The 25933-nt window shown below is 40.8% G+C and carries 22 protein-coding genes and 1 tRNA gene; 11 read left to right on the top strand and 12 right to left on the bottom strand.

Features of this window, described 5'->3' with window-relative positions:
* The first annotated feature begins 291 nt into the window (after nt 1-291).
* From ACEQ81_RS16680 to ACEQ81_RS16660, 5 genes are all read left to right on the top strand, one after another.
* Nucleotides 292-1002, top strand: a complete 711-nt coding sequence (locus tag ACEQ81_RS16680) for a hypothetical protein (RefSeq protein ID WP_411032059.1) — start codon at nt 292-294, stop codon at nt 1000-1002.
* 72 nt (nt 1003-1074) lie between these two features.
* Complete coding sequence (locus ACEQ81_RS16675; RefSeq protein ID WP_411032058.1) at nt 1075-1776, top strand: hypothetical protein; 702 nt, start codon at nt 1075-1077, stop codon at nt 1774-1776.
* 91 nt (nt 1777-1867) lie between these two features.
* Nucleotides 1868-2665 (top strand): hypothetical protein, encoded by a 798-nt coding sequence (locus tag ACEQ81_RS16670; RefSeq protein WP_411032057.1) that lies wholly within the window; start codon nt 1868-1870, stop codon nt 2663-2665.
* A gap of 106 nt (nt 2666-2771) precedes the next feature.
* Nucleotides 2772-3863 (top strand): RHS repeat domain-containing protein, encoded by a 1092-nt coding sequence (locus tag ACEQ81_RS16665; RefSeq protein WP_411032056.1) that lies wholly within the window; start codon nt 2772-2774, stop codon nt 3861-3863.
* A 286-nt stretch (nt 3864-4149) separates the two neighbouring features.
* Complete coding sequence (locus ACEQ81_RS16660; protein ID WP_411032055.1) at nt 4150-4554, top strand: hypothetical protein; 405 nt, start codon at nt 4150-4152, stop codon at nt 4552-4554.
* Between the two features lie 36 nt (nt 4555-4590).
* On the opposite strand, the gene ACEQ81_RS16655 is transcribed toward ACEQ81_RS16660, so the two are convergent.
* From ACEQ81_RS16655 to ACEQ81_RS16645, 3 genes are all read right to left on the bottom strand, one after another.
* A complete protein-coding gene (locus ACEQ81_RS16655) occupies nt 4591-4869 on the bottom strand; it encodes a hypothetical protein (protein ID WP_411032054.1) in 279 nt (92 codons plus the stop codon).
* Nucleotides 4870-4918: 49 nt separating this feature from the next.
* A complete protein-coding gene (locus ACEQ81_RS16650; protein WP_411032053.1) occupies nt 4919-5701 on the bottom strand; it encodes a prohibitin family protein in 783 nt (260 codons plus the stop codon).
* Between the two features lie 73 nt (nt 5702-5774).
* Nucleotides 5775-6257 (bottom strand): hypothetical protein, encoded by a 483-nt coding sequence (locus ACEQ81_RS16645; protein ID WP_411032052.1) that lies wholly within the window; start codon nt 6255-6257, stop codon nt 5775-5777.
* 497 nt (nt 6258-6754) lie between these two features.
* Between ACEQ81_RS16645 and ACEQ81_RS16640 the strand changes: the two genes are divergently transcribed.
* Nucleotides 6755-6828: transfer RNA gene (locus tag ACEQ81_RS16640), tRNA-Arg, on the top strand.
* A 272-nt stretch (nt 6829-7100) separates the two neighbouring features.
* On the opposite strand, the gene ACEQ81_RS16635 is transcribed toward ACEQ81_RS16640, so the two are convergent.
* The 3 genes from ACEQ81_RS16635 to ACEQ81_RS16625 are packed head-to-tail and all read right to left on the bottom strand — an operon-like array spanning nt 7101 to nt 9238.
* On the bottom strand, nt 7101-7979 hold the full coding sequence (locus ACEQ81_RS16635) for a DUF6503 family protein (RefSeq protein WP_411032051.1): 879 nt from the start codon (nt 7977-7979) through the stop codon (nt 7101-7103).
* 15 nt (nt 7980-7994) lie between these two features.
* Nucleotides 7995-8840 carry an alpha/beta hydrolase gene (locus ACEQ81_RS16630; RefSeq protein WP_411032050.1) on the bottom strand — a complete coding sequence of 282 codons (846 nt, stop codon included), beginning with the start codon at nt 8838-8840 and terminating at the stop codon, nt 7995-7997.
* Nucleotides 8840-9238, bottom strand: coding sequence for a hypothetical protein (locus ACEQ81_RS16625; RefSeq protein ID WP_411032049.1), 399 nt, complete (start codon nt 9236-9238; stop codon nt 8840-8842). Before ACEQ81_RS16625 ends, ACEQ81_RS16630 begins: the two co-directional genes overlap by 1 nt.
* 151 nt (nt 9239-9389) lie before the next feature.
* On the opposite strand from ACEQ81_RS16625, the gene ACEQ81_RS16620 reads away from it, so the two are divergent.
* Together ACEQ81_RS16620 and ACEQ81_RS16615 are read left to right on the top strand one after the other, a co-directional pair.
* Nucleotides 9390-10535: a helix-turn-helix domain-containing protein gene (locus tag ACEQ81_RS16620; protein ID WP_411032048.1), complete on the top strand. Its 1146-nt coding sequence runs from the start codon at nt 9390-9392 to the stop codon at nt 10533-10535.
* 106 nt (nt 10536-10641) lie between these two features.
* The gene (locus ACEQ81_RS16615; RefSeq protein WP_411032047.1) at nt 10642-11334 is read left to right on the top strand and encodes a hypothetical protein; all 693 of its coding nucleotides are present in this window, start codon (nt 10642-10644) and stop codon (nt 11332-11334) included.
* Between the two features lie 73 nt (nt 11335-11407).
* Here the strand turns inward: ACEQ81_RS16615 and ACEQ81_RS16610 are convergent, their stop codons facing one another.
* From ACEQ81_RS16610 to ACEQ81_RS16585, 6 genes are read right to left on the bottom strand one after another with little or no spacing between them, the layout of a single operon-like run.
* Nucleotides 11408-11920, bottom strand: a complete 513-nt coding sequence (locus tag ACEQ81_RS16610) for a hypothetical protein (RefSeq protein ID WP_411032046.1) — start codon at nt 11918-11920, stop codon at nt 11408-11410.
* A complete protein-coding gene (locus ACEQ81_RS16605; RefSeq protein WP_411032045.1) occupies nt 11910-13112 on the bottom strand; it encodes a hypothetical protein in 1203 nt (400 codons plus the stop codon). The genes ACEQ81_RS16610 and ACEQ81_RS16605 overlap by 11 nt, the downstream gene beginning before the upstream one ends.
* Entirely contained in the window at nt 13112-15292 is a 2181-nt protein-coding gene (locus tag ACEQ81_RS16600; protein WP_411032044.1) for a type II secretion system protein GspD, read from the bottom strand. The genes ACEQ81_RS16605 and ACEQ81_RS16600 overlap by 1 nt, the downstream gene beginning before the upstream one ends.
* 3 nt (nt 15293-15295) lie before the next feature.
* The gene (locus ACEQ81_RS16595) at nt 15296-16708 is read right to left on the bottom strand and encodes a GspE/PulE family protein (protein ID WP_411032043.1); all 1413 of its coding nucleotides are present in this window, start codon (nt 16706-16708) and stop codon (nt 15296-15298) included.
* A 1-nt stretch (nt 16709) separates the two neighbouring features.
* Complete coding sequence (locus ACEQ81_RS16590) at nt 16710-17192, bottom strand: hypothetical protein (RefSeq protein WP_411032042.1); 483 nt, start codon at nt 17190-17192, stop codon at nt 16710-16712.
* On the bottom strand, nt 17192-17599 hold the full coding sequence (locus ACEQ81_RS16585; RefSeq protein ID WP_411032041.1) for a hypothetical protein: 408 nt from the start codon (nt 17597-17599) through the stop codon (nt 17192-17194). Before ACEQ81_RS16585 ends, ACEQ81_RS16590 begins: the two co-directional genes overlap by 1 nt.
* Before the next feature lie 229 nt (nt 17600-17828).
* On the opposite strand from ACEQ81_RS16585, the gene ACEQ81_RS16580 reads away from it, so the two are divergent.
* The 3 genes from ACEQ81_RS16580 to ACEQ81_RS16570 all read left to right on the top strand — a co-directional run.
* A complete protein-coding gene (locus tag ACEQ81_RS16580; RefSeq protein ID WP_411032040.1) occupies nt 17829-18071 on the top strand; it encodes a hypothetical protein in 243 nt (80 codons plus the stop codon).
* 402 nt (nt 18072-18473) lie between these two features.
* Nucleotides 18474-23690 (top strand): PKD domain-containing protein, encoded by a 5217-nt coding sequence (locus ACEQ81_RS16575; protein ID WP_411032039.1) that lies wholly within the window; start codon nt 18474-18476, stop codon nt 23688-23690.
* Nucleotides 23691-23711: 21 nt separating this feature from the next.
* On the top strand, nt 23712-25933 hold a 2222-nt coding region (locus ACEQ81_RS16570; RefSeq protein ID WP_411032038.1), incomplete at its 3' end, for a DUF6443 domain-containing protein.

Below are 25933 nucleotides of genomic sequence, written 5' to 3'. Positions count from 1 at the left end.
CATAAGGGGAAATATAAAGAATGGAAGAGGCCCTCGTTAGCGCTAGTTTCCGCCGGAGGCGGACAGGGTATGACAGGTGCCGTACAGAGTAAAAAACAAAAGATGAAGAAACTATATGCTAGCACTTATGAACAACGTACATACCGCTACCTACGGATATTATTTGTTTAGGCACTGATGCCGTAATGTGCTCGGTAAACCCAACAGCGTTTTCATTTTCCAATGAAATTGCCTGTTAGAATCGATCACGAAAAAAAGAATAACATTTTAATAATAACTAAATAAAACGATATGATGCCCAAATCAAGATTCTTAATTTTAGCACTATGCTTAGGTGTTATCACTTCTGCAAAATCCCAAGTCAACGAATTACCAAATGGTGATGTCGGAATTGGAACTACAAATCTAACCGAGAAATTTGAGGTTAATGGAAACACCATTTTGAATGGAAAGTTATATGGTAGGCATGGATTAACATATCCAACTACAGGAAAAAGTTATTATGCTTTAAAAACGAATAATGCAGATGCTTCACAAGGAGGGTTAACAATTCAGTATTTAACAGGAGGTGTTTTAAAAGATGGCATGGTACTTAATTATTTGGGCAAAGTTGGGATAGGAACCACTTCGCCAGATATGAAGCTCACCGTAAAGGGCAATATACATGCTGAAGAAGTGAAAATAGACCTCAGCGTTCCTGCGCCGGATTATGTTTTTAAGGAAGATTATAATCTAAGAAGTATAGAAGAAGTAGAAGAATTTATTAAAGAAAATAGTCACCTACCAGAGATCCCGTCCGCAAAAGAATTTGAACAGCATGGAGTAATGCTTGCGGAAATGGACATGAACCTTCTCAAAAAGATTGAGGAATTGACTCTTTATACGATCCAGCAGGAAAAGAAAATAGAAAAGCTTGAAAAAAAAATAGAAGAAGTGAAATTATTCAACAAGAATCTTCTTGAATTACAATCGAGGCTGGAAAAGTTGGAATCTGAAAAGTAAAAAAGGGTATAACAATTTGTATAATTTATGTGCCCTTCTATATAAAGAAGAACTACCTGAAAAAATAAAGAAATGAAAAAAACAACTTTCTTACTATCATTTTTAATGTTATGGTCGTATGCAAATGCTCAGCTAGATGATACAGGGTCAACAAGCAATGGTTCAATGTCTCTAGGTACAGGAACCGGAACTCTATACCAATTTGCTGGGGATCAACGGGGTACCGATGCAACAAATCAATCTCAAGGAGGTTTCGGCATTTTAAGTGGTTCGAATCAAATTTCCCCCATCATTTGGATGTACAGTGCTGGGGACAAAAATGCATTTCAGGTTAGGAAAAAAGGGTATAACTCAACTGTTCAGAATGGAACAACTTTATTACATATTGGTGCTAATGGCAAAGTTGGAATAGGAACCACAAATCCGGATATGAAATTGACGGTAAACGGCCATATACATGCTGAAGAAGTGAAAATAGACCTTAGTGTTCCTGCGCCGGATTATGTTTTTAAAAAAGATTATAATCTAAGAAGTATAGAAGAAGTAGAAGAATTTATTAAAGAAAATAGTCACCTACCAGAGATCCCTTCCGCAAAAGAATTTGAACAGCATGGAGTAATGCAAGCCGAAATGGATATGAACCTTCTTAAAAAGATTGAGGAATTAACACTTTACACTATCCAACAACAAAAAGAAATAGAAGAATTGAAACTACAGAATAAAAGGCTTCTTCAATTACAATTAAGGCTTGAAAAGTTGGAATCGGAAAATTGAAAAGTACATAAGACATATGCAACTTCAGGGATGTAGACGTGTTATGAAAGAGGTATTATAAATAGTAAAATATACCTAAAAAGATATTAAAATGAAAAAAACAATTCTTGTTACCACAGCACTTTTTTTGACTTTATCATTAGAGGCCCAGTGGACTGACAATGGTGCAAATTTGACTACTTCTGACAATGTAGGTATTGGTACAACTAATCCAATTGCTCATCTTGAGGTCAATAAAAACATTAATGCCACCACTTCGGCATATCTCTTAAACCAAAGTTCTTCAGCTAACGCAAGAGCAATGTTGTTAGTTGGCAAACAGGCTACCGGTGGATTCTACGGTTATTTGGTGCACCATAATGCCGGTCATGTTGCTAGTTTTGGAAACTATGCTTCTGCCCGTTCAACATGGTTGTTAGGAGCAGATTTAAATGGTTTGAATATAATCGCTGGCAATTCACAAGGGAAAATTGTTTTTGGGACAAGCACTAGTGAGAAAATGCGATTAACCGCCAATGGTTATTTGGGCATTGGAACGGCTAATCCAGATATGAAGCTCACCGTAAACGGCAATATCCATGCTAAAGAAGTGAAAATAGACCTTAGTGTTCCCGCACCAGATTATGTTTTTAAAGAAGATTATAATCTGAGAAGTATAGAAGTGGTAGAAGAATTTATTAAAGAAAATGGTCATCTTCCCGAAATACCCTCTGCAAAAGAATTTGAACAGCATGGAGTAATGCTTGCGGAAATGGACATGAACCTTCTTAAAAAGATTGAAGAATTAACTCTTTATACTATACAACAGGAAAAGAAAATAGAAAAGCAAACCCAACAAATGGAAGAGCTAAAATCTTTAGTCCAAAAACTAATCGAATCAAAAAAATAGAAACTCCCCGCTAGCGCGAGCATCTTTCTGCTCGTGCCGTTATGAGTAAGCGATAACGATAAGAAATATAAATAAGAGAAGAACCACGGTCCCGGTGGCCATAGCCATGGCAGAGCTGAGGTTTTTTATTTGGCGAATGATTGTGGATAGGCTTTCTTCTCCCAAGTATAGGATTGGAAAGCTTCGAGCGGAACCATTACGCCATGGCGTAATGGCGAAGTTTTCGATCCGGTTTTGTGCCAACAAAAATACCTGTGGGAGAAGTGTATTTTCTTTTGTTTCGTTTTCTTTGGACAAGCAAAGAAAACGAAAGAATCCCTATATTTACGACGCCACGGGCACAAAGCAAAAGAAGGTTGTGAGTACAGCGGGAAATACCGAGTATGCAGGAAACTATATCTACGAGAACGGCACATTGCAGTTCTTCTCGCAGCCCGAAGGGTACGTCTCGGTCGAGAATGGAAATTACGAATACGTGTACGAATATAAAAATCATCTTGGCAACACGAGGTTAAGCTATACGGATGCCAACAACGATGGAAATATTACTACAAATGAAATAGTAAAGGAATCGAACTATTATCCATTCGGATTGGCCCATCAAGGCTATAATGGTAATGTCAGTCCCTTGGGCAACTCCGTTGCGAAAAAATATATGTTTGGTGGTAAAGAACTCGACCAAAGCTTAGGACTTGAAACCTATGACTTCGGTGCTAGGAACTATGACCCCGCACTCGGTAGGTGGATGAACATCGACCCGTTGGCGGAGGATATGAGAAGACACAGCCCCTATAATTATGCTTTCAACAATCCAATAATATTCACTGATCCTGATGGAATGTCGCCTTTTGATGTAGTAATTAATGGAGATTTAGCGAAAAAAGCCACTGAACAACTAAATGCTTCATCAAGTTTGGAAATCACAAGGGATGCAGAAACGGGTAAGCTATCTGCAACAGGTACAGCAGAAACGGAATCAGATGTAGCTTTATTGGAAACGATTAATGTTGAGAATGTGGTTGTGAACCTAAATGCGTCTATTGAAAATTCCAATGAAAGCGGTCTAATAGTTGGAGGGGTTTTCGGGGGCAATACAGAAATCCCCGAAATGAACGTAACTTTTGCAGAACAGCAGGTAAATCCAAATCAAGCCGAAGTGATTGAGGAATTTGCAGGAATGAAACAGGAAGTGTTGTAAAACATGAGGTAATTGAAGCTTATACTGGGGCAGTACTCTCCCCAAATGCACCTTCTTCTTCTGAAAACCCGAGAAGCAAAGCGTTTATAACTGCTCACGGTGTAACTAATGCCATTTATCCCGCAGGTGATGCTGCTAGTTCAGGACTTGGTGCTTCAATAAGTCAAAATAATCGAAAATATGTTGGCGGAAGCACTTGGATTTCAGATGTAAGCGTCAAAATAAATAAGTCTGGGAAAAGTAAAACTCTTTATACTGTGAAGTATAGAGAACAAGAATAAACTTTATGATGATAAGAAACCTATTTTTTTTAATGTTGTTTTTTGTATGTAGTTCGTTTAATATGCTTTTTTCACAAAATTGTGATAAGAAATACGAAGTGGTGAAAATTGATTCGACAGAAGGAAATTATCTTGTTCATATAAAAAGAGCAAAAGAAAAACTTCTGCTTATTTCCAGTAAAGAAGATGTTAGAATAAACAATAAAATTCAGATGGGAGATAGAATTAAGGTTGGTGGAAAATATAAATTTAAACTTTCTGAATATGACATTAAGTTTGCCAGCATACCTCCAGAAATGGATCAATCTTTATCAATAGATGGGAAAATGATATGGAAAAAAGGAGATGATTTTAATCTGTTTGTCTCTAAGAGCTTAGCAGGTCTGTACTATATTAGAAAACCAGAATAATAAAACGTAGAAAGACCGCCCATTGAGTCGGTTTTTTTATGCCTTTGAGTATGCCTTTTTGGTCTTGTGGTAGCTGATGGCCATGTCCATAAGTTTATAGATCTTGGTGCGCTCCTCCTCTGTAAAGCTCTCGATGTCCCCACTAGCGCGAGCATCTTTCTGCTCGCGCAGTACAGAATAAGCGATAACGCTAACGGTAAGAAATATAAGTAAGAGAAGAACCACGGTCCCGATAGCCATAGCCATGGCAGAGCTGAGGTTTTTTATTTGGCGAATGATTACGTTTACCCATATGAGCAAGGGGTTAGGAGGCATTGCCCGATAGGTGTGCTTTCACTTTCACTATTGCTGTTTTCCGTATCTTTTATTTTATGCTAGGTTCTATCAACAAAGGTGTTTTACCATCCGTAATGATAATTTTAGTGCCCTGAGAGCGCGAAAGTTCACGAAACGCCTCAATACTCCTAATCTGTATAAGTTTATCGGTAAGCCCTTCGGACAGTATTTTTTGGGCGTCCCGTTCACCCTTAGCTTCAATGATCTTGCGGTCCGCCTCCAATGTTGCCTGCTGCAAAATGAACTCCATTCGCATGGCATCTTGTTCGGCTTGTAGTTTTCGCTCTATAGAATTGGCCAAACCATTGGGTAATTGAATGCTTTTCATCAAAACGGCAATGAGCTCAATACCATCTGCTTGTTTCGTAAGATTTTCTTCCATTTTAACCTTTATTTCCTCTTCTATCTTTGCTCGCATACCAGAATGCATATCCTTTGCGAAAAACTTAGCGCAAACATCTGAAGAGGCAGATCTGAAAACACTGGTAATTATAGATTCATATTCCTGTCCCAAATTTTCCAATACAGAAGGAATTTTATTTTGCTCTAAACGATAGAGGATGGAAATTTCAGATTTCACACTTAGTCCTTCTTTACTGGGTAAACTCAACACAAGTTTTATATTGTTGGTTTGTGTCGATTCCTTTAGCACCTTACTAACAAGAGGATTGTAAAGTACCGTACCCTGGGTTATTACTTCATTTGAAAATTCGCCCAAAGTTTGTTTTACTCCGGCCTCTCCGGGCCTTATTACCGCACAGCTGGTAGATAACAGCATTATCGCTACCAATGTTAAAATTTCCTTTTTCATCTTCTTTTAGTTTTATTTTAATATGTTTTGGTATTGACTATACTTTTAAAAGGGTTTTCGAATGGATTTAAGATCAAAACCCGATTTGTGGCCCAAAGCCTTCGGGCATGTTATGTAAATCGCCCAATGTATTCTGCTGGTACCTAACGGGGTTCAACCCATCCAACAAGGTGTCTTCTTTCGGAAACATAGGATCGTTCAAGGCAAGTAGACGGTTCAAGCGTTCTTGTGGTCTTTGATTTTCCTTTACGGTGTTAGCAAGCCCGACCAAAGAAAAAGTATTCAGATATTTGGGGAGATAGCTAACAATCGCTGCATCATGGGTAAATTGTGGTATAGCATAATCAATTTCCATTTCCCAAACATACACTTCTATCGTTATGAAAAGTTCAATGGTGCCATCTACAGGTTCCGGAGAATCAGTTTCCTCATTTAGGATGGGTTCCATAGCAAAATCCATGGAAAATTCGATATCAAAGCTTTCTATTTGATGTTGGCCATGAGGTTGTGCCAGCACCATGATCGGAAGTAACAAAAGTGATAATATTGTTTTCATAGTCCATGGATTTTAGATGAATATTTCATTTCTCTTTCATAAATTTACGACATATAAGTCATTAATTATTATTTATATATGTTATGTAGTACATTAATATTTTTTATGCATTACGTATTATGTCAGCTAGAAATATTTTTGACCATCGCATAAAATCAAACTATTATAAGGGCTTGGTAAGAACAATATTCCATACGGATACAGCTCAATTATTTTCAAGACTGGTTTTGTGTGAACAAAAATACCTAAGGGGGAAGTGCCCTTTTTGCATTCCTTTTTGGGCAATCAAAAAGGAATAGCGAAATCCATTCCCAAAATCCTAGCCAAACAACAAAAACACCTACGGAGAACATTTTACTATAACACTATTTTTCCACTTACTAAAAAACCTTTTGCAGTGGTCTTAGTTTACCAAAAATTTGTTGGTTGTTATTTAATGTTAATTGTATATTTGCCAACGCTAAGCAAAAAGGTCGTTAACTTTTGCCTTACAGGCCGGTCGCGTAGCTCAGCTGGATAGAGCATCTGCCTTCTAAGCAGACGGTCACAGGTTCGAATCCTGTCGCGATCACTACAAGCACAAACCCTGCAACGAAAGTTGCAGGGTTTGTTGTTTTCCGGAAAAGTGAAGCTTGCTTCGACCTTTTCCAGGGAACAACAAACGCCATTGCGTTAGCAATGCAAGTTTGTATTTGCAAAGGGGAGTGCTATCAGGAAAACCGCAGGTAATCCTGTGATGGTAGTTCAGGTGCCGGGGACAACTGGCACAAAGAATGGAAGGCAATGCACTTTTATTTACACTTACCTAAAGAATACCAGTAAAGAGCATTAATACAAAATACCTCAGTTACCAAGCACCCTTATTTCATTGTCTTTTACGTCCTTGGGGTTAAATTCAAATGAATTAAACTTCATTTCATGAATTATACCTTCCCTGGTGGGGAGGTAACCCAACCTGTGAATAAAAGGAATAGTTATCCCCTCTCTAGTTTTAAAGTCATCGAATACTACAAATCCATAGGCCCCCGGGGCAACAGCTCTAACCGTATATTGAACAACTTCCAAAAATTTTGTTTTACTGTTGATCCAATAAACATATTGATCAAAATCCTTGTTCGCTTTAGGTGACTTCCAGGTGCCATAAACGAGATGATATGTTTTGGTATTGACGATGGTGTCCTTAACATAATTAACCAATGGTACTTTGGTAATCCAATAGGGGAGCTGCATAAAATATTCCTTACCAACCAATGTAGGAATCATATTTAAATCATCTATCAATTTTAAACGATTATTTATCTTTTTATATGGAACCTTATTATCTACACCCCAGATTTCATTTTTGCTTGGACCATTTAATAACTGCACTTTGGAAAAACCCAATTTAAAAGCGTAAAAATCGTGCCTTACTTTCTGGTTTTCGTTAGGCCAATTATTAAATGCCTTTAGAGATTCCGGAGCAGATGACCAATCATCATAATAAATTGCCGAAAGCGTCTTTAGATTTTCAATTTTACCCCAGCCATGAGCTTGGTAACATTGATCAAGAATTTTTTCCCCTCTTTCTTCCCTAATGGAAAAACCGGTTTCAAAACTGCCTTCTTTCTTTATAATATCTGGCCTTATATCAACGAGAACATCCATCGACTGACCAAAGCAAGCAAGTTGTCCAAATATTACAAATGTTGCGATTACTATTTTTTCAATTAGTGTTGTTTTCATGATGTTGTTATTGGTTTATTGCTGCATTTTGTCATTGAATAGAGTTCTTATCCCATTGGGAAAGGCCTTATTAAAGGCCGTTACATGGGTATCTTTATCCAATATTTCTGAATAAATCTTTATGTTGGCAGATTTTAATTGCGACTGAATTTTTTTCCAGGGATTTAGCATGGCATCCGGATTTTCCTTAGATCCGATCGACAAGTAAATTTGCAGCCCCGTATCAGTTAATGAAAAACTAGGTAAGTCCTCCCCAAACCACCATAAGGAGGGACTTGCAATTAAGTATTTGTTAAAGTGCTTTTCCTCCAAACTTGCAACATATGTCGCAAATAATCCGCTAAGGGAATACCCTACCAATGTTTCATCATTCGTATTAATGCGTAAACTATTTTGAATGTAGTTTTTAACCGTATGCTGAATAAAGTCCAAAAAGTTATGGGCTCCCCCAGAATTATTTATTCCACGGATTCCTGTTAACTGCTCAATTTCGTTTTCATTCCGGCGAGTAGGTGTAAAATCCCTAAATCTGCGGTTATGGATATTTTCAAAACCTTCCTTGTAAGCAATACCTACCAAAATTACCTCGGGAATTTCCTCACCGTAGGACATTAGTACCCTGGTGTTATAAACAATACCAAAAGTTAAATCCGCATCTAAAACATAGATTACAGGATATGATTTGTTTGAATCATCATAGCCAGGTGGTAGGCTGATGTAAATTTTATATTCTTGTCCATATTCAGAACTCAACGTAATTTGCGATGTCTGAGGCAAGGTAACCCCGGTCTTGGGTTGGCTATATGACTGGAAGATAAATAGTGAAAAGATGATAACTAAAAGACGTGTAAGTACTTCCATTACGGGTTTGTTTGAAATGATTTTGAATGTTTGATGATACCAACCATTTGAAAAACGGCAAATATCAGGACCAAAAAAGTGGTAAACAGGATTAGCGCAAATCCGCTAGGGCTCAAATTTTCTGCAACTGCCAGATTAAATGAAGTTAACATAACATAGAGAATGTCCATACCGATAATAACCCAAACAAGTACTTTAAATACCTTTTTACTATACCCTGCGAATAGGACTATTGCGCCAAATACAACCATTTGTATTGCAAAATTTACTGGTTGCCCGTTGGTCATTTCATTAACGGCATTTACTTTGGTACTCAATAGTATTGCCAATAAAGCACTGAATAACGAAAAAAAACCGTTCGTTTTAAGCGCTACTCTAAGTATATTTACTCCTTTCATAAATTAAGTTTTAGCTTTCCTATTGGCTAAAGTATTTTTAGAGAATGATTTTGAAGTATCTATTAATTTAGAATGACTAATTTCTTATCATGGCGGTTAGAAAGTATCCTACTATTTTTAATTTGTAGTTTTATTATAATTATGAATAGAAATGGAAGACTTATTTAACATCACCTTTAATTTTTGGACGGCCATTCTTCTTTTTGGGACGCTACAGGGTATTTTCCTTATGTACATATTGCTGGCGAACAAGCAAAAAACAACATCTGTTTATTTTTTGACCCTCCTGATTGCAATAGTGACGTTAAATCTTTTTAATTATATATTGATTCAATCCAACATATACCATAAACTGCCACATTTGGTTAATATATCCCTTCCATTTTTAATGTTAATAGGCCCAGCATACATGTTTTATGTAAAATCAACATTAAACAGATATCAGTTTAAATGGACAGGTCTGTTGCACCTATTGCCTTTCATTCTTGCAGTGTTATTTCTTAGTCCCTTCTATTTTTTGGGTACCACGGATAAGATTACCTTTTTAAAGTCGCTGGCAGCCTTGCCAATACAAATTTTGACTCTGGAAACCGCTATCTTTTTAATTGCTCAGATATCTTTAAGCTTGGCCTATGTAGCCTATTCGGTTAAAATTCTCAAAATGCATCAGGCGTATAACACAAATAAGTCGTTATCCAAAAAGTATAACTGGCTTATTAAATTAAGTAACGGCTTCTTTATTTTCTGGTTAGTAGATTTTTTGGCAATTGCTGTTTACATTGCTTATGGAGAAATCCAGCAAGAAGTGTACTACGTTACCATGTTATCTTGTACTGTTTTTATAGTGCTTATTGTTTTGTTCGCAATTAAGAACAACAAGATATTTTCACAGGTTTTTTTAAATTATTCGGATAACAGATATGTAACTTCCAAAATGAGCCATTCGGATATGGTAAAGCACCTAAATGAGCTAATTGAGTTCATGGATTTGAACAAACCTTATTTAAATTCTGAGCTTACCCTACAAAAGCTTTCCACCGTCGTGGATAAACCTAATTATGTTATTTCGCAGGTATTAAATGTGGCATTGGGAAAAAGCTTTTATGAATTTGTTAATGAGTATAGGTATAAAGAGGTTAAAGAAAGATTGATTGATCCGCAACATGAAAATTTAACTATTTTGGCAATCGCATTTGACTGTGGATTTAACAATAAAAACACCTTTAATAGGGTTTTTAAACAACTATCCGGAATTACGCCTTCCCAGTTCCTTCGTCAAAATCAAATGGCGAATTAAATCGTATACCACATTATTTTAACTTGAAAAGTGTTAATTAGTTTCATGGTGCTTAAAAAAAAACTAAATTACTAGTTCTTAAATTGTTACTTCAAATTATATGTCAATGAAAAAGCTGTTCGCCATTCTTTTTTGTTTATTAAGTCTACCCATGTGGGCACAGATTGATACAGGAAGTCGCCAGGCAGATATGGAGCTGGCCGGTTTTGTTAATAAGAACGTAGAATATGATAATTCTGAAGGTAGTCGTTATCTCAATGAAGCGTTTGTTCCTGCTAAAATTAATCGTTCAAAAAAAACGCATTTGGTGCGATTCAATGTAGTGGAAAACACCATTGAAGTTAAAAGAACCGATTCCAAAATCATGTCTTTGTCAGAGTCTAACAATTATTTCATTGAGTTACTCGATGGTTCTAATAAGATCTATGTAACTCGGGAATATACAGATGACAACGGGAAGTTAAAAACTACTTTTTTCGAGGAAATGAGAGATACAGATCAGTACGCACTTTACATGAAAGAACAAATAATTTATGTGAGGCCCCAAGAAACCAAAACCCATTATGAACAATCAAAATACGGGAAATTCATTGCTGGGCGGACTAAGTTTTATTTTCAGGAAAAGAACACTGAGTTTTCGGCCTTGAAGGAAATCCCTAAAAAGAAAAAAGCGTTTTTAAGCCTTTTCGGGGAGCATGCTAAAAGCATGGAACAGTTTCTTAAAAAAGAAAAGGTAAAAACGGATAACAGAGCGGATATCTCTAAAATTTTGGATCATTATTTTACACTAAAAGTATAGCTTTTCTTCAAAAGACCATTTGATAGCTACCATTGAGCAAGGCTGTACTTGTTAGAAAATAAGAGGTTGTCACTTACCTTGCCTGTTGAATTAGAAGGGTAGCTGTTAGGTAGGCCTGGTTGTTCTTGTAATTTTTCTTCTTTTCTAGCCCTACATGTACTATTTCTCCAAAATTACCCTTTTGTTCCAAGGTGTGCATGGTCTTTAAAATATTAGTATAAGCACCCTGCAATTCCAAGGAGAAGGTATTAATGATGTTGGCTTCCTTTTTATGAACATGGGGTTCGTTAAAATCCAATACCTTAATGTTATGTCGCTGGGCTTCTTGGTTAATAACCCGCAACAGATTGTTTTGTACAGAGGTATTTTTTAGGGCCATTTTTTGCATTAGCGAATCGTAATGTTTTTCCTCTTGGGATAAAATATGGAATTGCCTGGGGAGATCCTTTAAGCCCTTGGTCTCAGCAACCAGGGTTTTGGAAGTTTTTCTTAAATCCAATGTTTTTTCCAAAGACAGTTTGTAGCTTAGGAAAAAGCCCAGTAAAACCCCTGCTATCAATATTTTGTTTTTGGTACTACTTTTCATGGAGCTTAATTTTGATGGAGAAGTTAGAAGCTGATTTTGACACATAGTCATAGTCCATGGTTTCTACCTGTTGTATCCAATCATATTTTTCTAGTGTTTCTACCCATTCCGAAAAGGCCTCGTGGTCGTTGCACATGCCCGAAACCAGAATAGTTCCTTTATATAACGATACCGGTTTAGACGCGCGTAAGGGTTTGGTAAGTGGTTGGTAATCAATTTTTTTTAGAAGAATAGCTGTGGGGACCCCTTTTCCTAATTCGTCTAAATAATAAGAGGTTTTAGAACCCGATAAGGAGGTTAGCGTAGCCATGCGTTCCCTTTTTTCCATTACTACCGTATTTAAGCTGCTTAAACGTTCTTTATTGGCCCTGCTGGCGGTCAGGGTTGCATTCATGGTAGCTACCTTCTTATAATAGTGGTCAAAAACAAAGAAATTGATCAGCAATACGGTCAATAGCACACCCAAAGCAGTGCGCAGACCTAGATTAAAAATACGTTTGTTTACATAATCGTTTTTCAATGCCGCTATTTCATCCTTAAAATTGGATGCGTTTGTTTGGCTTGTAATATGACCAACAATACTGGCAAGGCCCAATATATTGGTGTTGGATACCTTAAGTCCATTAACGGAATAATGGCCTTCCTCGTTAATTATTGGTGTAATTTCATTGATCTGCCTATCGGCAATATCGACCTTAAAATTGGAAAAATAAACGGGACTTTCATCGAGATGGGGGATAAGGCTTTCAAATTTGGAAATGCCTAGGGAAAATTGAAAAATTGATATACCCAAGTCATTAAAACGTTCCAAAACACCATCGATGTATGCCTTTTTTGCAATACTGACTACGGCACTTTTTGATTGTTGAATCACTTCATAGTAAAAGCTATCCATATCCAAGTTGGGAAAGGCATGGTTTACTACTGCATCGGGATTGGAGGTACCGGTTGTATCTGTAATTTTTGTCAATACCTGGGTTGTATTGATCGTTAGGAATAGGGGAGTGCCCTTTTTAAGTGTTTCTTTAAGCTCGTCCAAGGTTTTTGGCGCTATCGCATTGGCTAGATGCAGTTCGCCCTTTTTCTGCTCCAATCCCAAGAAAAAATAACGCTCTTCCCCAACCGATTCCTGTATTTCCAGGGCGGCATAACGATGACCTTCTTTTATGTATGTCCCTATCTTGGAAAACATCAATAGATTACCGTTGGTTTTATTAGAATGGTTAGTTTTTGCTTACTATCCTCTCGCTTACGCTCGCTAAACAACCATTTTATTACGGGTACACGGGCTAAAAAGGGTACACCACTACCGGAATCGTTCTTTAATTTTTCTTCCAATCCACCTAAAATGGCCAAATCCTGATTCTGCATTCGAATAATAGAGCTAAACTCGCGCGAGGTAAGCCCGGGTGGGGCTTCATCCTCTATACGTTCCCCGCTAAAATCGGATTGTATTACATTAATATCCAAAGTAACCTGTCCATTACCGGATACTAACGGTTTTATACTTACTGCCAGTTCGGCATCAATAGGTGCATAGTTACGTACTTCCGATGGTATGGGATTTTGAGAGCCAAAAAAATTCTGGTTGGTTATTACGTAATAGGTAGTTTCCCCAATAGATAAATTTGCCCTATGTCCGTTAAGGGTAGATAGTTTTGGTGTGGACCGTATTTTTATATTGCCATTGGCCTCCATGGCTTTAATGGTGGCAAAAAACTCCGGGACCACCCTACCAATATTAAATGACCCAAAACCATCGAAACCACCAATAATTTTATTTACCGTTTTCGCTCCTAGTGTTAGGTCCGTTGAGGGAAATAATTTTCCCTGGGTTTCCCTGGCTTCTTCCCCAATACCCCAACTGATACCGGTTTCCACGGTAGCGGTTTTGCGCACTTCAATGATCATAACCTCTATAAGAATTACGGGTACGGGTTTATCGATCTCTTTGATGAATTTTTTAAACCTATTGATTTTGGCCGAGGGGCCACTTACAAAAAAACTGTTTAGTTCAAAATCGACCTTAATATCGAGGTCCGATTTTATCTCGTCCGGTAGAATATTGACCAGGGCTTCGGCCCCGCTTTGGAACGATCCAAAATTATCGGTTTGGGTTCTTACGGTCCTTCTGTTGGAGGAATAACCCTGCTGGTTGCCCTGAAAATTGTTTTGTGCGCCATTGCTGCCAACGTAATTGATATTGGCGGTTTCCGTCCTTCCTGCCGATCGGTAGCCCCCCGAAAAGGAGGATGGATCGCTAAGCAACTCAATAGAACGGTGCATCATCTGTACAATTTCTACTTTACGGACACTTAGTTGGTCTGTAGTACCAAAAAAGTAAATGTTATTTTCCTTTTTAAAGGTAAAGTGCGATGCCGTACTTGGAGGCTGGGCACCTACATTTCCACTTTGCCGAGCCCCTAGGGAGCTATTATTTTGGGAGGTGTTTTGAAATGGGGTTGTTCCTTGTTCGCCCCCTTCAAAAATATGTTCCAAAAGATCATCAAAATAAATATTCTTGGCATTGAAAGTAACGTTTCCGGCCTCGTGAAGGGGTGCGGCCGTATAAACGTCCAAATCCAGATCTATACTTAATTCATGTATAATTTGTGCAATGGGCGTATTTCCAAAATCTACGTTCAGTAGGCCAGTAACCGTATCCAACACCTTATAGTTTAAACCATTGCCCAAAGAGGTTCTGCGCATTCTGCCTTTATCATCATCGTTGGCCAATGCATTGAAGAGATAAAAACCATCTCTGGATTTGGAAAAAGACAGCGTGTTCATTACCGCTAGTTTTTCCATCGCCTTATCAAAAGGAACATTGGTTAAGTAAAGGTTTAAGGGCCGGTTTTCCATACCGTGTGAGAACAGCAGATTTTCCCCGGAAACATCCATGATTTTTCTAAAAACCTTTCCCAAGGGATCGTTCGTTAAGTCCAAAGAAATAAGGTCATTGGTGGGGTTATAGCTAAGCTGAATTTCTTTTTCCTGAATTTCGGGTGGGACTTCCTGGTATTTTTTAACGGAAAGTATACTTCCGGTAAAATCAATATCCAACCGGTATTCTTTACACAGGAAAACAAGTAGATCCAGAACCGATACGTCTGCAAAATTATTTACAATGGTAATGTTGTTTATATCCGGTGAAACATTTAGGTTAAGCTTATGCACTTTGGAGACGGCGATCAAAAAGTTGGGTAAGGTTACGTTGGTAACGTTAATTTCTAACTTTAGGTTTTCGCCAAGGCCCAAATTGTCTTGTGCCAGTAATTCTAGATTGTTTCTAATGTTCTGTATTCTGCTGGTTTCTTGCCCATTAAGAGCTAGTACTGCCAGAAGCAATAACATGGTAAGTAGGTTTTTCATAAGTTATTCCGTTAATAGGGGATACACTTCCGTTATGGAGGTAGTACCTTCCCTTATTAAGTTTATGGCGTTCTGTTTTAGGGTGTCGATTTGGTTTTCTTTCAGATAGTTGTCTATTTCCAGTATATTGTTTTTAATGGAATTACTGAGGTTCTTGGTAATGGGCAAAATTTCGTAAATGGCTTTTCTTCCATCATAGCCCGTATGGTGGCAATGATTGCAACCAATTGCTGCATGATAATGTGTAAGGTCTTTAGGGGGTACAAAATTTTCTGGAAAAAGGGTAAGATCCAAGACCTGCTTCTCCTTGCAATGATCACACAGTTTACGCACCAGCCTTTGGGCAACGCTCATGTTTAGGGTACTGGCAATTAGAAAGGAGGGCACGCCCATATCTATAAGTCGGGAAATGGTGGCCCAGGCCGAGTTTGTATGTATGGTAGAGAGTACCAAATGCCCGGTTAGGGCCGCCCTTATGGCCATGTTGGCCGTTTTAACGTCTCGTATTTCCCCTACCATGATAATATCCGGATCTTGGCGTAAAAATGTACGTAGGGAACTGGCAAAATCTAACCCGATACTTTCTTTCAGTTGCACTTGGTTAACACCCTCCAAGGTATATTCTATGGGGTCTTCAATAGTGAGGATATTGGTTTCCCCACTATTCAAAAGTTTTAAGGTAGCGTATAAGGTGGTTGTTTTTCCAGACCCTGTAGGTCCGGATATGAGTACAATTCCGTTGGGTTTTCGTATGCCTTCCTTATAGCGGGCCAGTTCTTTTCTGGTAAAGCCCATACGTTCCAAATCTATGGCTCCGGTATCTTTGTTAAGGAGTCGAAGCACCAATTTTTCCCCGTGCAGGGTAGGGAGGGAGGAAACCCGGATATCAAATTCGTTGCCCTGGGTATTCGACGTAATACGGCCATCTTGAGGCAGCCTTTTCTCGGAAATATCCAAATTGGCCTTTATTTTTATTTTATTGATAATGGTAGGGTATTCTTCCAGGGGAATATTGAACTGTTCCAAGAGCTTACCGTCTAGTCTAAAACGTATCCGACATCTTTTTTCATAGGGTTCAAAATGTATATCGCTACTCCCAATATTCTTGGCGTTGACCAATATTTTTTCTAAAAAATCTGCCGTGTAGTGCAGCTGTTGTTCACTATTATTTGTCTGCTGCCTGTAGTTGGCGGTGAGGTACTTTTGCAATTCTTCTTTCCGACATTGCTCTAGGGTTACGGAAGTGTCCAGTACAATCTGTAGTTCCGATAAGAGCTGATCCAAAGCATCGCTATCGGTTTTAAATTTAATTTCGGTCCCTGTATCGGCTACCGGAACAATCCTATAATGGAAGGCCTGTTCGGAAGTGATCCGTTGTTGCAGCGCATTGGGTATTTGATACGTATTTTGCCTCATGTTATAGTATGTATAGCGATGGAACGTTAGGGAAAAAACTTAAAATCAATATCCCCATTAAAAAGAGACCCATGAGTCCGGCCAAGGGTACCGTATCCATGTTATTGTTCATTTTTGCAAATAGCAATACCAACAGGGAAAACAACAGTGCCCCTACAAAAAGTAAAATAAAGGTTACGGTAGGGAATCCTAGGGCAAGGGCATAGAAAAAAAAGAGATCTCCCAGGCCGAAGCTCACGTTTAAAAAAGGTTTACGGATTACCCATTTGGTATAGAGGTACAAGAGAAATAGTATTAGACTTACCAAAAGAACGTTTATCCCAACGAACAATAAATAAACGTTCCAGGTAGCATTGTATAAGTAGTTAATTGCCAGTAATATGCCTACTGTCGGAAACAGAAATGCCATTACCGCACGCTCCTTAAAATCTTGAAGGGCGATGGCACCACAATTGAGTACTACCAATATTTTAATAAGAACCATCAGTCCTTTACCGTTTGTTTAGGGTTACCTTCTTGATCAATTTCCCAAACGTTGAGGATACCATCACCATCAAAATCGGTTACGGCCTCGGCCCTTGCCCTAAAAGTGGCGTGGTCGGCACTTATGATTTGGTATTGATAGTTGGCGGTACCGTTGTCCTTTACGGTTTTTGGCGGTACAAAATCCAGTTCGTTAAAATCGGCACTGAATTTACTGTACATATACCGATATGTAGTTTCGGCGTTGTACAGGGCCTTTAGCTGTGTTTGTGCCTCAATACTTTTTGCTTTGGATATCAGGGGCATTAGATTGGGCAAGGCCAATAATAGCAAAATGCCAATAATTGCAAGTACAATTAGCGTCTCCTGAAGGTTGAGCGCGGGTAATCTTTTCCTATAACATGCCATGTTCTCGGATTGGTTAAGTTAAGATTCGGGTCTTAGTATAACAGATTATACCAAGTATTATTATAAGGTACATCATATTTATACCTCATACAAAGTAGGATTTATAAGATACAAAAAAACGAAAATTAATTTTAATATTAAAAAATTTATGCTTTATTTCGCATTGTTATTCATGTTAAAATAACAAAACGGACCGCTTACCCCAGGTCTTGTTTTAAACCTACAAATTATGCAGACTACGATTAAAAGCGCAAAGCGCTTGGGGTTATGTTATCCCGAAAAAAAAGAATCACGGGAAATTTTATCTGTGACACGTATTCCTTTTTTTATCAATTTTCTCAATCTTAGTGGCACACTGGTCTCTAAAAAAGGACAGGTGAATAGCGGTGCTATTGCCAAGATGCAAGGTAATTCAAAAAAGGAAGGATGCAAACGGGACAAGGCCAATATGCCTCCTGTTGGTCATCTATAGTGCCCATTAACCTTTGATTTATAAAAAACTCCCACAAATAAATCTGTTGGCCTATCGCTGACATCAAATCTTGGAAAGCAAAATGTGCTTTTTAATGATTTAAGCATGAAACTTTGGTGATACCTTTTAAAACAAAAAAAAGGACATTTCCCAAGGATCGTACGTAAAAATTCTTCTTACAACCCCTATTGGAAAGAAGTGAGACAACATTACAAATAGGGTCCCTATAACCTAACATTTTTGCCCTGCAGCAATTGACTGCAAGAGTGTAACCATATTAGCTGGCGGGTTGCACAAACAAACCATAGCTGTATTGTGTTACAGTACGTGGAACTATAACAAGATGTTCCGTTAGGGAATAGTTTCCCAAGGGGCATCCAGAACACTAAATAATGGAGTAAAATGAAAAGATTTAACCTACTTATGCTAAGTGCACTTACCAGTGGAATTTTGGCAAGCGGCCAAGTGCAGGATTTTGCCTTTGACAACCCATCGTACTATACCGAGCGCATACCTTCTAGTCCGGAGGTGGCAGAACTTGGAAGGTTCGGCGATTTACCGGTGGGGAAATACACTGGAACCTCCAATATTGCCATTCCTATCTACACCCTGGATTTTGAAGGGTTAAAGATTCCCATAAATCTTGCCTACAACTCATCGGGCATTAGAGTATCCCAGGAAGCTACTTCGGTAGGTTTGGGTTGGAACATGTCCGCCAACGCCATTATCAGTAGAAAGATCAATGGTTTTGACGATATTCTGAACCGTAATAACAGTATGGGATATATCTATTCGCCCATCATCCCGGATCAGGATCCCGGAACAGGATATCTATTATCCAAATCAGATTCCATTCAGCTACTTAGTGCCCATAAGCATAACAGGCAAATAGATGTGGAGCCCGATCTTTTTACCGCAAACCTGTTTGGTGGTTCTTATATGTTTACGCTGCCAAAGGCCGGAAACAATACGGTAATACAGGCCATTAACCACAACAACAAAGAGCTGATCGTTAAATTCGATAAAAATACATTGGCCTTCGAGATCGTTGATTCAGGTGGGTTTCATTATTTTTTTAATAGCAGGGAGGTTTCCGATCCGTTCAGGTTTCAACCCACTCCTTACAGCGGTACTTCCGGGACGGCTACGGAACATATTATAAGAAAGATGGTGGGCCAGGTCATGGATCGGCAAAAGGTGAGTAATTCCACTATGGCGTGGCACTTAGACCGTGTTGTTTCCCCGACCGGGCGTACACTTCATTTTACGTACGAAAACGGAATACATTTTACCTATCCCAGTTATTCACATTCCTATAGCGTAAATCCGAATGCCGATCTAAACCCGGTGGTCTTTGATTTGAACTACCGTGGTTTAGTCAACGTTGATTGTAGTATTTCGGTAATGAAAACGAAATACCTCAGCGGTATCCAAGGTGATTTTGGGGAAGTGATCTTTGAGCTTAGCGATAGGAAGGATCTTTACAATTGGGAATCCCATAGGGATGTGGTGGCGCCTTCAACCCCCCAAGCCCTCCCCAATTTGGGTACCAAACAACGAAAACTAACTTCGGTAACCGTAAAAAACTCGGACGGAGCTATCGTTAGGTATGCCCGTTTGTTCCATTCCTATTTCAACGGACCGAAACTAAATCACCCAGAAAAAGAACGCTATATCCGATTAAAACTGGATAAGGTCTTGGTACAGGACCAAGAGTATACTTTTGATTACGAACAACCTGATGCCCTCCCTGCAAAAGATTCGCCATCGGAGGATTTTTGGGGCTATTATAATGGGATCTCAAATAAGCACGAACAATACAATCTAAGAATCCCTTCTTTTGGGCGCTACGTATGGAGAAGTCCGGCGAAATTCGAAGAGCGGTTCTTTATTTATCACGGGGCCAATAAAAGCAGCGATTTTACCTTTGGGAAAATCGGTCTTTTAAAAAAGATCACTTATCCCACACAAGGGTATTCATTACTGGAATATGAGGGTCACAAGGCCACAGTGGAAGTACCAGAATCCACGCTTGCCAGCTATAACAATTCCACGGATTACAAATACACCTATCAATATCTGGAAAGGGCCAGGGCAGCTACAAGTGTTAAAATAACCGATGGTAAATTTACGCTCAGTGGAGCGGAGAACCTGCCTTTCGATAAAAACGTAAAAGTGTCCATAAAGCTTACTTGCGTTATGAATTGCGATTCTGCGGAGAACCAACCCATTTTTACCTTCACCAACACGCAAACCGGACAAAAATACTATGCCAAAAACGATTTTGGAAACGTACTGGCGTATAGATTTGTGCCCAATACCCAAGGGCAATGGATAAAGTTGGAAGGCAGCGTAAGACTGCCAAACGGAAGCTATACCGTTAGCTCACCCGGCTATGACAACTCCCAGCGCAACTTGGGCGGGGTGGTAGCCATTAGTACCTCCGACAAGAACATAGCCGTATACGACAATCCGCCAATACCCCAATTTCCACCATTAAGGGAGTATTTGGTAGGTGGGGCCCGGGTAAAAAGCATAACCAATTATGGGGCAAATAATGAGTTACTTACCAAAAAGGAGTACGATTATACGCAAGAACGCTATGGAATTCGAATGTCTTCCGGTGTGCTGATGGACGATTTGATCTACCATTCCAAGTCGGGTTACTTTGATTATACGCCAGAGGGCTATAACGCCTCCAACATAAACCTGCATTCATCCAATATGTTGGTGAACAGTTTTTCCGCGAAAGGAAGTCATATCGGTTATTCCAAGGTTACCGAAAAAACGGTGTCCCCCACTGGTTCGAACAATGGAAGGCGCGAAAGTTTCTACTATAATACAAAAAATGCACCCTATACAAGATTTATAGGTAACACCTATACTTACGGTTATGATAACTATTCCAAAGGTATTGGCGGTAGGGGCAGGAATGCGTTCGTAAGTTACGGCGAGGTATTTTATCTGGGGGTCCCGCCTGATAGTTTTGAACATTTAAACGGTAATGTCAAAGAAGAACTGGTCTATGATAACTCCAATAAGAAGGTAAAGCAGCTATTTTATGATTATGAGACCATTCCCGTCTCTGCTGTGGATACCTGGAAAATTTACTATGCTTCCAAAAATATCCCTCATTATTATAAGTACAGCCTGTTCGGGAAGAAAGCGTTGTTGACCAAAACCACGACCCATAATTATTTTGGGGACCAGGTTGTAAAGACCACACGGTCTAATACCTATGAGGGGCAGCATTATTTCCCCAGGGCCATTATCACCGATAACTCTATGGATAATAGGCCCTTAAGACAGGAAGTTTACTACCCCTTTGATAGTGATATGGGGATAAGTTCCATGCCCTTTATGGCCAATTTGGTAAGTCAGAACCGAATAACTGAACCGGTACACACCCGTACCTATAATGGCGAGGACCTCCTTTCCCAGACCTTGTTCAGGTTTGGGGATTATGGTAATGGCAAGTATTGGAAAAAGGAAGTGCTCCAAGCCAAAGGAAGGGATGACCTTACTAAACGAATAGATTTTGTCTCTTATGACGATTTAGGAAATCTAACCAAGTTATTGCGACCAGATGGAACCACAGTGCGTTACATCTGGGGATATAACAGCAGTTTACCCACAGCCAAGATCGAAGGATTGAAGGACGTGGACATTACTCCTACAATGCGAACACGGATGGAATATGTGGAGGTATTGTCCAATGCCGAAGACTCACCCAGCGATGAGGCCAATCTAAGATTTGCCTTTACCAGTTTAAGGGAGTCCATGCCCATGGCCCTGGTTACTACCTATACCTACGATCCACTTGTGGGCGTTACCAGTATTACAGACCCTAAGGGCCTTGTTACTACCTATCACCATGATGAATTTAACCGATTGGGGTATGTAGCCGACCATAACCAGAAAGTGATCAAAAAGTACGATTACAATTACAACGGTTCCAACCCATTTTCAATAAGCATGTCGGTGCCCGGTTCCGTGGTACAAGGGTCGGCAGCACAATTGGCCGTGGCCGCGCAGGGTGGTTCTGGTAGTTTTAGCTACAGTTGGAAGGTGAACGGGCGCTCCGTTCCAGGAGCAGGCCCTAGCATAACACACTCTTTTGCAAATGCCGGTACCTCCAACGTATCCGTAACCGTGTATGATAGAGTAAACAACAAGACCATTACAAAAGAGGATTCCGTAACTGTTGGTCCCGCACTGGCCACTCCAAATATCACTTCTAGTAGGGTGGCTGCTTTAAGGGGAACGCGAATAAATTTTACCGCTTCCAACATCAGTGGTGGTTCGGGTAACAGAAGTTATTCTTGGTACGTTAATGGAACAAGGCAATCTGCCACCGGTACCAGCTTTAACCACACCCCATCGGGCACAGGTACCTATACCATAAAATTCCGGGTTACGGACAACCAAGTCCCCAACCATTATAAGGAGGGTGTAAAGACCATACACAGTTATAACGCCTTGGGTACGCCAAGCCTAAATGCGAATAGTACGCGTATTGTACGAGGTACTAGCATTAATTTCACAACTGGCGGTATAGGCGGTGGTTCCGGGAGCCGTAGGTACGAGTGGTATATCAATAATGCCCGGCAATCCGGTACGGGCAGTAGCTTTAGCAAATCTTTTTATGCCAATGGTACCTATACGGTCAAATTCAGGGTAATCGATAATAGTATAACCGGTCATTATAAAGAAGTGGCAACGACAATTTATGCCTATAGTCCCCTGACCGTTCCTAACCTATACAACAACAAGACCTATATCACCGAAGGTACTAGTATTGGTTTTACTACCAGCGGAATAGGTGGTGGTTCCGGGAGCCGTAGGTACGAGTGGTACATCAACAATGTCCGGCAATCCGGTACGGGAAGTAGCTTTAGCAAATCTTTTTATGCGAATGGTACCTATACGGTCAAATTCAGGGTGAAGGACAGTTATACAGGTCAGTACAAGGACCGCACCAAGACGGTTTACGTATACGATCCCTTAAGGCCCGTTACTATAGCAGCCCCTGCCAAGGTAAATGTAAATGGTAAGGCCACGTTCAGCATCAGTCCGGCAGGTGGGTCTGGCAGTTATAGCTATGCATGGAAAGTAGCGGGCCGATGGAGAACCTATACCGGTAGTCCCCGATCTTTTTGGCTTACCATGACCTACGATTATTATGGTACCAACACCGTTAGTTGTAAGATTACCGACACCCGTACTGGAGCTACCCGTACCGTAACCAAGACCCTTTTGGTGGGCAATGCCCCTTCCCTGTCGGGCAAGTATGTAAAGTCTACCATAAACTCCAACCGATACTATCAACAATACCGGCTTTCCGTAGGTTCGCTCAACGGTTCCGGACACTATAGCTATAAGTGGTATGTAGATGGTTCCTCTAGGGTGTTGACCACTAAAAAGGACCATATTATTTATTTGGACTGTAAAAACCGCAGCGACCGGGTAAAATGTATCATAACGGACAACAGGACTGGGAAGACCAAGGTGTTGGATGGCCGATATTATTTTACAGGACGTTGCAGCAGAAGAAGTACCAGACCCACAAGAAACAAAAACGGCACCTATAACACAGGTACCAATGCCCCACACCAATAAACGGATTAAAAAATGAACAGTATGATAAGCAAAGAATATAGTTTGGTGATGGTGTTGCTGTACCTATGGACAGGCACCCTAATGGCCCAGGAAGGGGCCTCGGACAAGAACTACATACACGTAACGGTACCCCAAAAGCCGGTGACCATAACGGAGATTGACCGTACCGGCGGTCCTACCGACCCGGCCCCCGAAAGGCATATCCGCTCCATTACCTATTACGATGGGCTGGGGCGCCCCATGCAGGAGCTGGCCATAGCGGCCTCCCCGGAAAGTAGGGACCTTGTTACCCATATCGGTTACGATGCCCATGGCAGGCAAGACAAGCAGTGGCTGCCCTATGTGGAACAGGGCGGTATTAACGGCAGCTATAGGGGCGATGTACGGGCAAACACCCAAAACTATTACCGGCAATGGTACCCGGAGGACTTTAGCGGTATGTCCGCCCAGACCGTAAACCCGTATTCCCAAACGGGCTACGAGGCCTCGCCCCTGAACCGAACGGTGGAGCAGGCCGCCCCGGGGAAGGACTGGCAACTGGGCGGGGGCCATGGCATAGAGACCCGTTACAAAACCAACACCAACGGGGAGGTACGCCTCTTCGAGGCCTACCTATCGGGAGAACATAACGTAACCCCAACATTAAACTGGGCCGGACACTATAGGGCCGGACAACTGTACAAGACCGTTACCTATGACGAGAACCATACCAGCGGCAAGGACCACAGCATGGAGGAGTTCACCGACAAACAGGGACGTACCGTACTTAAACGTACCTATAACGGCCAAGTGCCCCACGATACCTATTACGTATACGATCGTTACGGCAACCTTAGCTATGTGCTGCCGCCCAAGGTGGATACCTCCAACGGGGTATTGGCCACCGAACTGGCCGAACTCTGCTACCAGTACAGATACGACGATAGGAACCGACTCGTGGAAAAGAAGATCCCCGGCAAGGGATGGGAGTACCTAGTGTATAACAAAGGGGACCGTTCCGTGATGACCCAAGATGCGATACAGCGTGCCAACAATGAGTGGCTCTTTAGCAAGTACGACATCTTTGGGCGCGTGGCCTATACGGGGATGACCGGCAATTTCCCCGGGGAAAGGGAAGGCGTACAAAGAACGGGCAATAGAACAAGCAACCAGTACGAAACCAGCAGTAACGTACCTATAACTTTGGCGGGTACACAGGTATATTACACCAATAACGCCTTTCCGAACAGGGTAGAGGAACTGCACACCATAAACTATTACGACAATTACAATTTTGACCATGCCGGCATTGCCCTCCCTACGGGAAGCGTGTTGGGACAGTTATTGGCAACCAGTGCGCAAGGGTTGTCCACGGGGAGCAAGGTACGGGTATTGGGGACCGACAAGTGGATCACCACCATTACGCTGTACGACCGCAAGGGAAGGCCCATCTATACAGCCACCAAGAACGATTACCTGAACACCCTGGAGGTTGTGGAGACGGAGCTTAACTTCACCGGAAAGGCCAAAAGGACCAGAACGGTGCACACCAAAGCGGGCAATGCCCCCATAACCACCGATGACCGTTTTACCTACGACCATGTGGGCAGGCTGCTGGCCCACAAGCAGACCATAAACGGGGGTAGGGAAGAGACCCTTGTGGAAAATGGTTATGACGGACTGGGGCAGCTGCAGCGCAAAAAGGTGGGCGGTGGCCTACAGACGGTGGACTATGCCTATAACGTTAGGGGGTGGTTAAAACAGATCAACGACCCCAATAGTTTGGGGACAGACCTCTTTGCCTTTGGTATCAATTACAACACCGCGGACCACGGGGCCAATAGGCTCTATAACGGCAATATCGCCGAAACCGAGTGGATAACGGCAAACGATAATACAAACCGCTGGTATAGATATGGTTATGATGCCCTTAACCGTATAAGCTCAGCAACGGACAATGCAAACCGCTACAAGCTGGGCGGTATGGCGTATGACAAGAACGGAAATATCCTATCTTTACAAAGGCAAGGGCATACCAATGCCAGTGCAACGCTCTTTGGAAATATGGACGCCCTGGTCTATAGCTATGACAATGGTAACAAGCTGACCAAAGTGTTGGACAACGGCAACGACTCCTATGGTTTTAAGGACGGGGCAAATACCGCAACGGAATATACCTATGATGCCAACGGGAACATGACGTCCGACCTCAATAAGGGGATAGCCGCAGGTGGGATAGAGTACAACCATCTGAATTTGCCTAC

This window comes from Spongiimicrobium sp. 3-5, from assembly GCF_046557915.1.
Lineage (GTDB): Bacteria > Bacteroidota > Bacteroidia > Flavobacteriales > Flavobacteriaceae > JBHEBG01.
This window is presented reverse-complemented; position numbering and strand designations above follow the sequence as displayed.

What these genes read in the sequence shown, in the direction of transcription:
- ACEQ81_RS16680 (WP_411032059.1), top strand. Translation starts at nt 292, where the DNA reads ATGATGCCCAAATCAAGATTCTTAATTTTAGCACTATGCTTAGGTGTT.
- ACEQ81_RS16675 (WP_411032058.1), top strand. Translation starts at nt 1,075, where the DNA reads ATGAAAAAAACAACTTTCTTACTATCATTTTTAATGTTATGGTCGTAT.
- ACEQ81_RS16670 (WP_411032057.1), top strand. Translation starts at nt 1,868, where the DNA reads ATGAAAAAAACAATTCTTGTTACCACAGCACTTTTTTTGACTTTATCA.
- ACEQ81_RS16665 (WP_411032056.1), top strand. Translation starts at nt 2,772, where the DNA reads ATGGCAGAGCTGAGGTTTTTTATTTGGCGAATGATTGTGGATAGGCTT.
- ACEQ81_RS16660 (WP_411032055.1), top strand. Translation starts at nt 4,150, where the DNA reads ATGATGATAAGAAACCTATTTTTTTTAATGTTGTTTTTTGTATGTAGT.
- ACEQ81_RS16655 (WP_411032054.1), bottom strand. Translation starts at nt 4,869, where the DNA reads ATGCCTCCTAACCCCTTGCTCATATGGGTAAACGTAATCATTCGCCAA.
- ACEQ81_RS16650 (WP_411032053.1), bottom strand. Translation starts at nt 5,701, where the DNA reads ATGAAAAAGGAAATTTTAACATTGGTAGCGATAATGCTGTTATCTACC.
- ACEQ81_RS16645 (WP_411032052.1), bottom strand. Translation starts at nt 6,257, where the DNA reads ATGAAAACAATATTATCACTTTTGTTACTTCCGATCATGGTGCTGGCA.
- ACEQ81_RS16635 (WP_411032051.1), bottom strand. Translation starts at nt 7,979, where the DNA reads ATGAAAACAACACTAATTGAAAAAATAGTAATCGCAACATTTGTAATA.
- ACEQ81_RS16630 (WP_411032050.1), bottom strand. Translation starts at nt 8,840, where the DNA reads ATGGAAGTACTTACACGTCTTTTAGTTATCATCTTTTCACTATTTATC.
- ACEQ81_RS16625 (WP_411032049.1), bottom strand. Translation starts at nt 9,238, where the DNA reads ATGAAAGGAGTAAATATACTTAGAGTAGCGCTTAAAACGAACGGTTTT.
- ACEQ81_RS16620 (WP_411032048.1), top strand. Translation starts at nt 9,390, where the DNA reads ATGGAAGACTTATTTAACATCACCTTTAATTTTTGGACGGCCATTCTT.
- ACEQ81_RS16615 (WP_411032047.1), top strand. Translation starts at nt 10,642, where the DNA reads ATGAAAAAGCTGTTCGCCATTCTTTTTTGTTTATTAAGTCTACCCATG.
- ACEQ81_RS16610 (WP_411032046.1), bottom strand. Translation starts at nt 11,920, where the DNA reads ATGAAAAGTAGTACCAAAAACAAAATATTGATAGCAGGGGTTTTACTG.
- ACEQ81_RS16605 (WP_411032045.1), bottom strand. Translation starts at nt 13,112, where the DNA reads ATGTTTTCCAAGATAGGGACATACATAAAAGAAGGTCATCGTTATGCC.
- ACEQ81_RS16600 (WP_411032044.1), bottom strand. Translation starts at nt 15,292, where the DNA reads ATGAAAAACCTACTTACCATGTTATTGCTTCTGGCAGTACTAGCTCTT.
- ACEQ81_RS16595 (WP_411032043.1), bottom strand. Translation starts at nt 16,708, where the DNA reads ATGAGGCAAAATACGTATCAAATACCCAATGCGCTGCAACAACGGATC.
- ACEQ81_RS16590 (WP_411032042.1), bottom strand. Translation starts at nt 17,192, where the DNA reads ATGGTTCTTATTAAAATATTGGTAGTACTCAATTGTGGTGCCATCGCC.
- ACEQ81_RS16585 (WP_411032041.1), bottom strand. Translation starts at nt 17,599, where the DNA reads ATGGCATGTTATAGGAAAAGATTACCCGCGCTCAACCTTCAGGAGACG.
- ACEQ81_RS16580 (WP_411032040.1), top strand. Translation starts at nt 17,829, where the DNA reads ATGCAGACTACGATTAAAAGCGCAAAGCGCTTGGGGTTATGTTATCCC.
- ACEQ81_RS16575 (WP_411032039.1), top strand. Translation starts at nt 18,474, where the DNA reads ATGAAAAGATTTAACCTACTTATGCTAAGTGCACTTACCAGTGGAATT.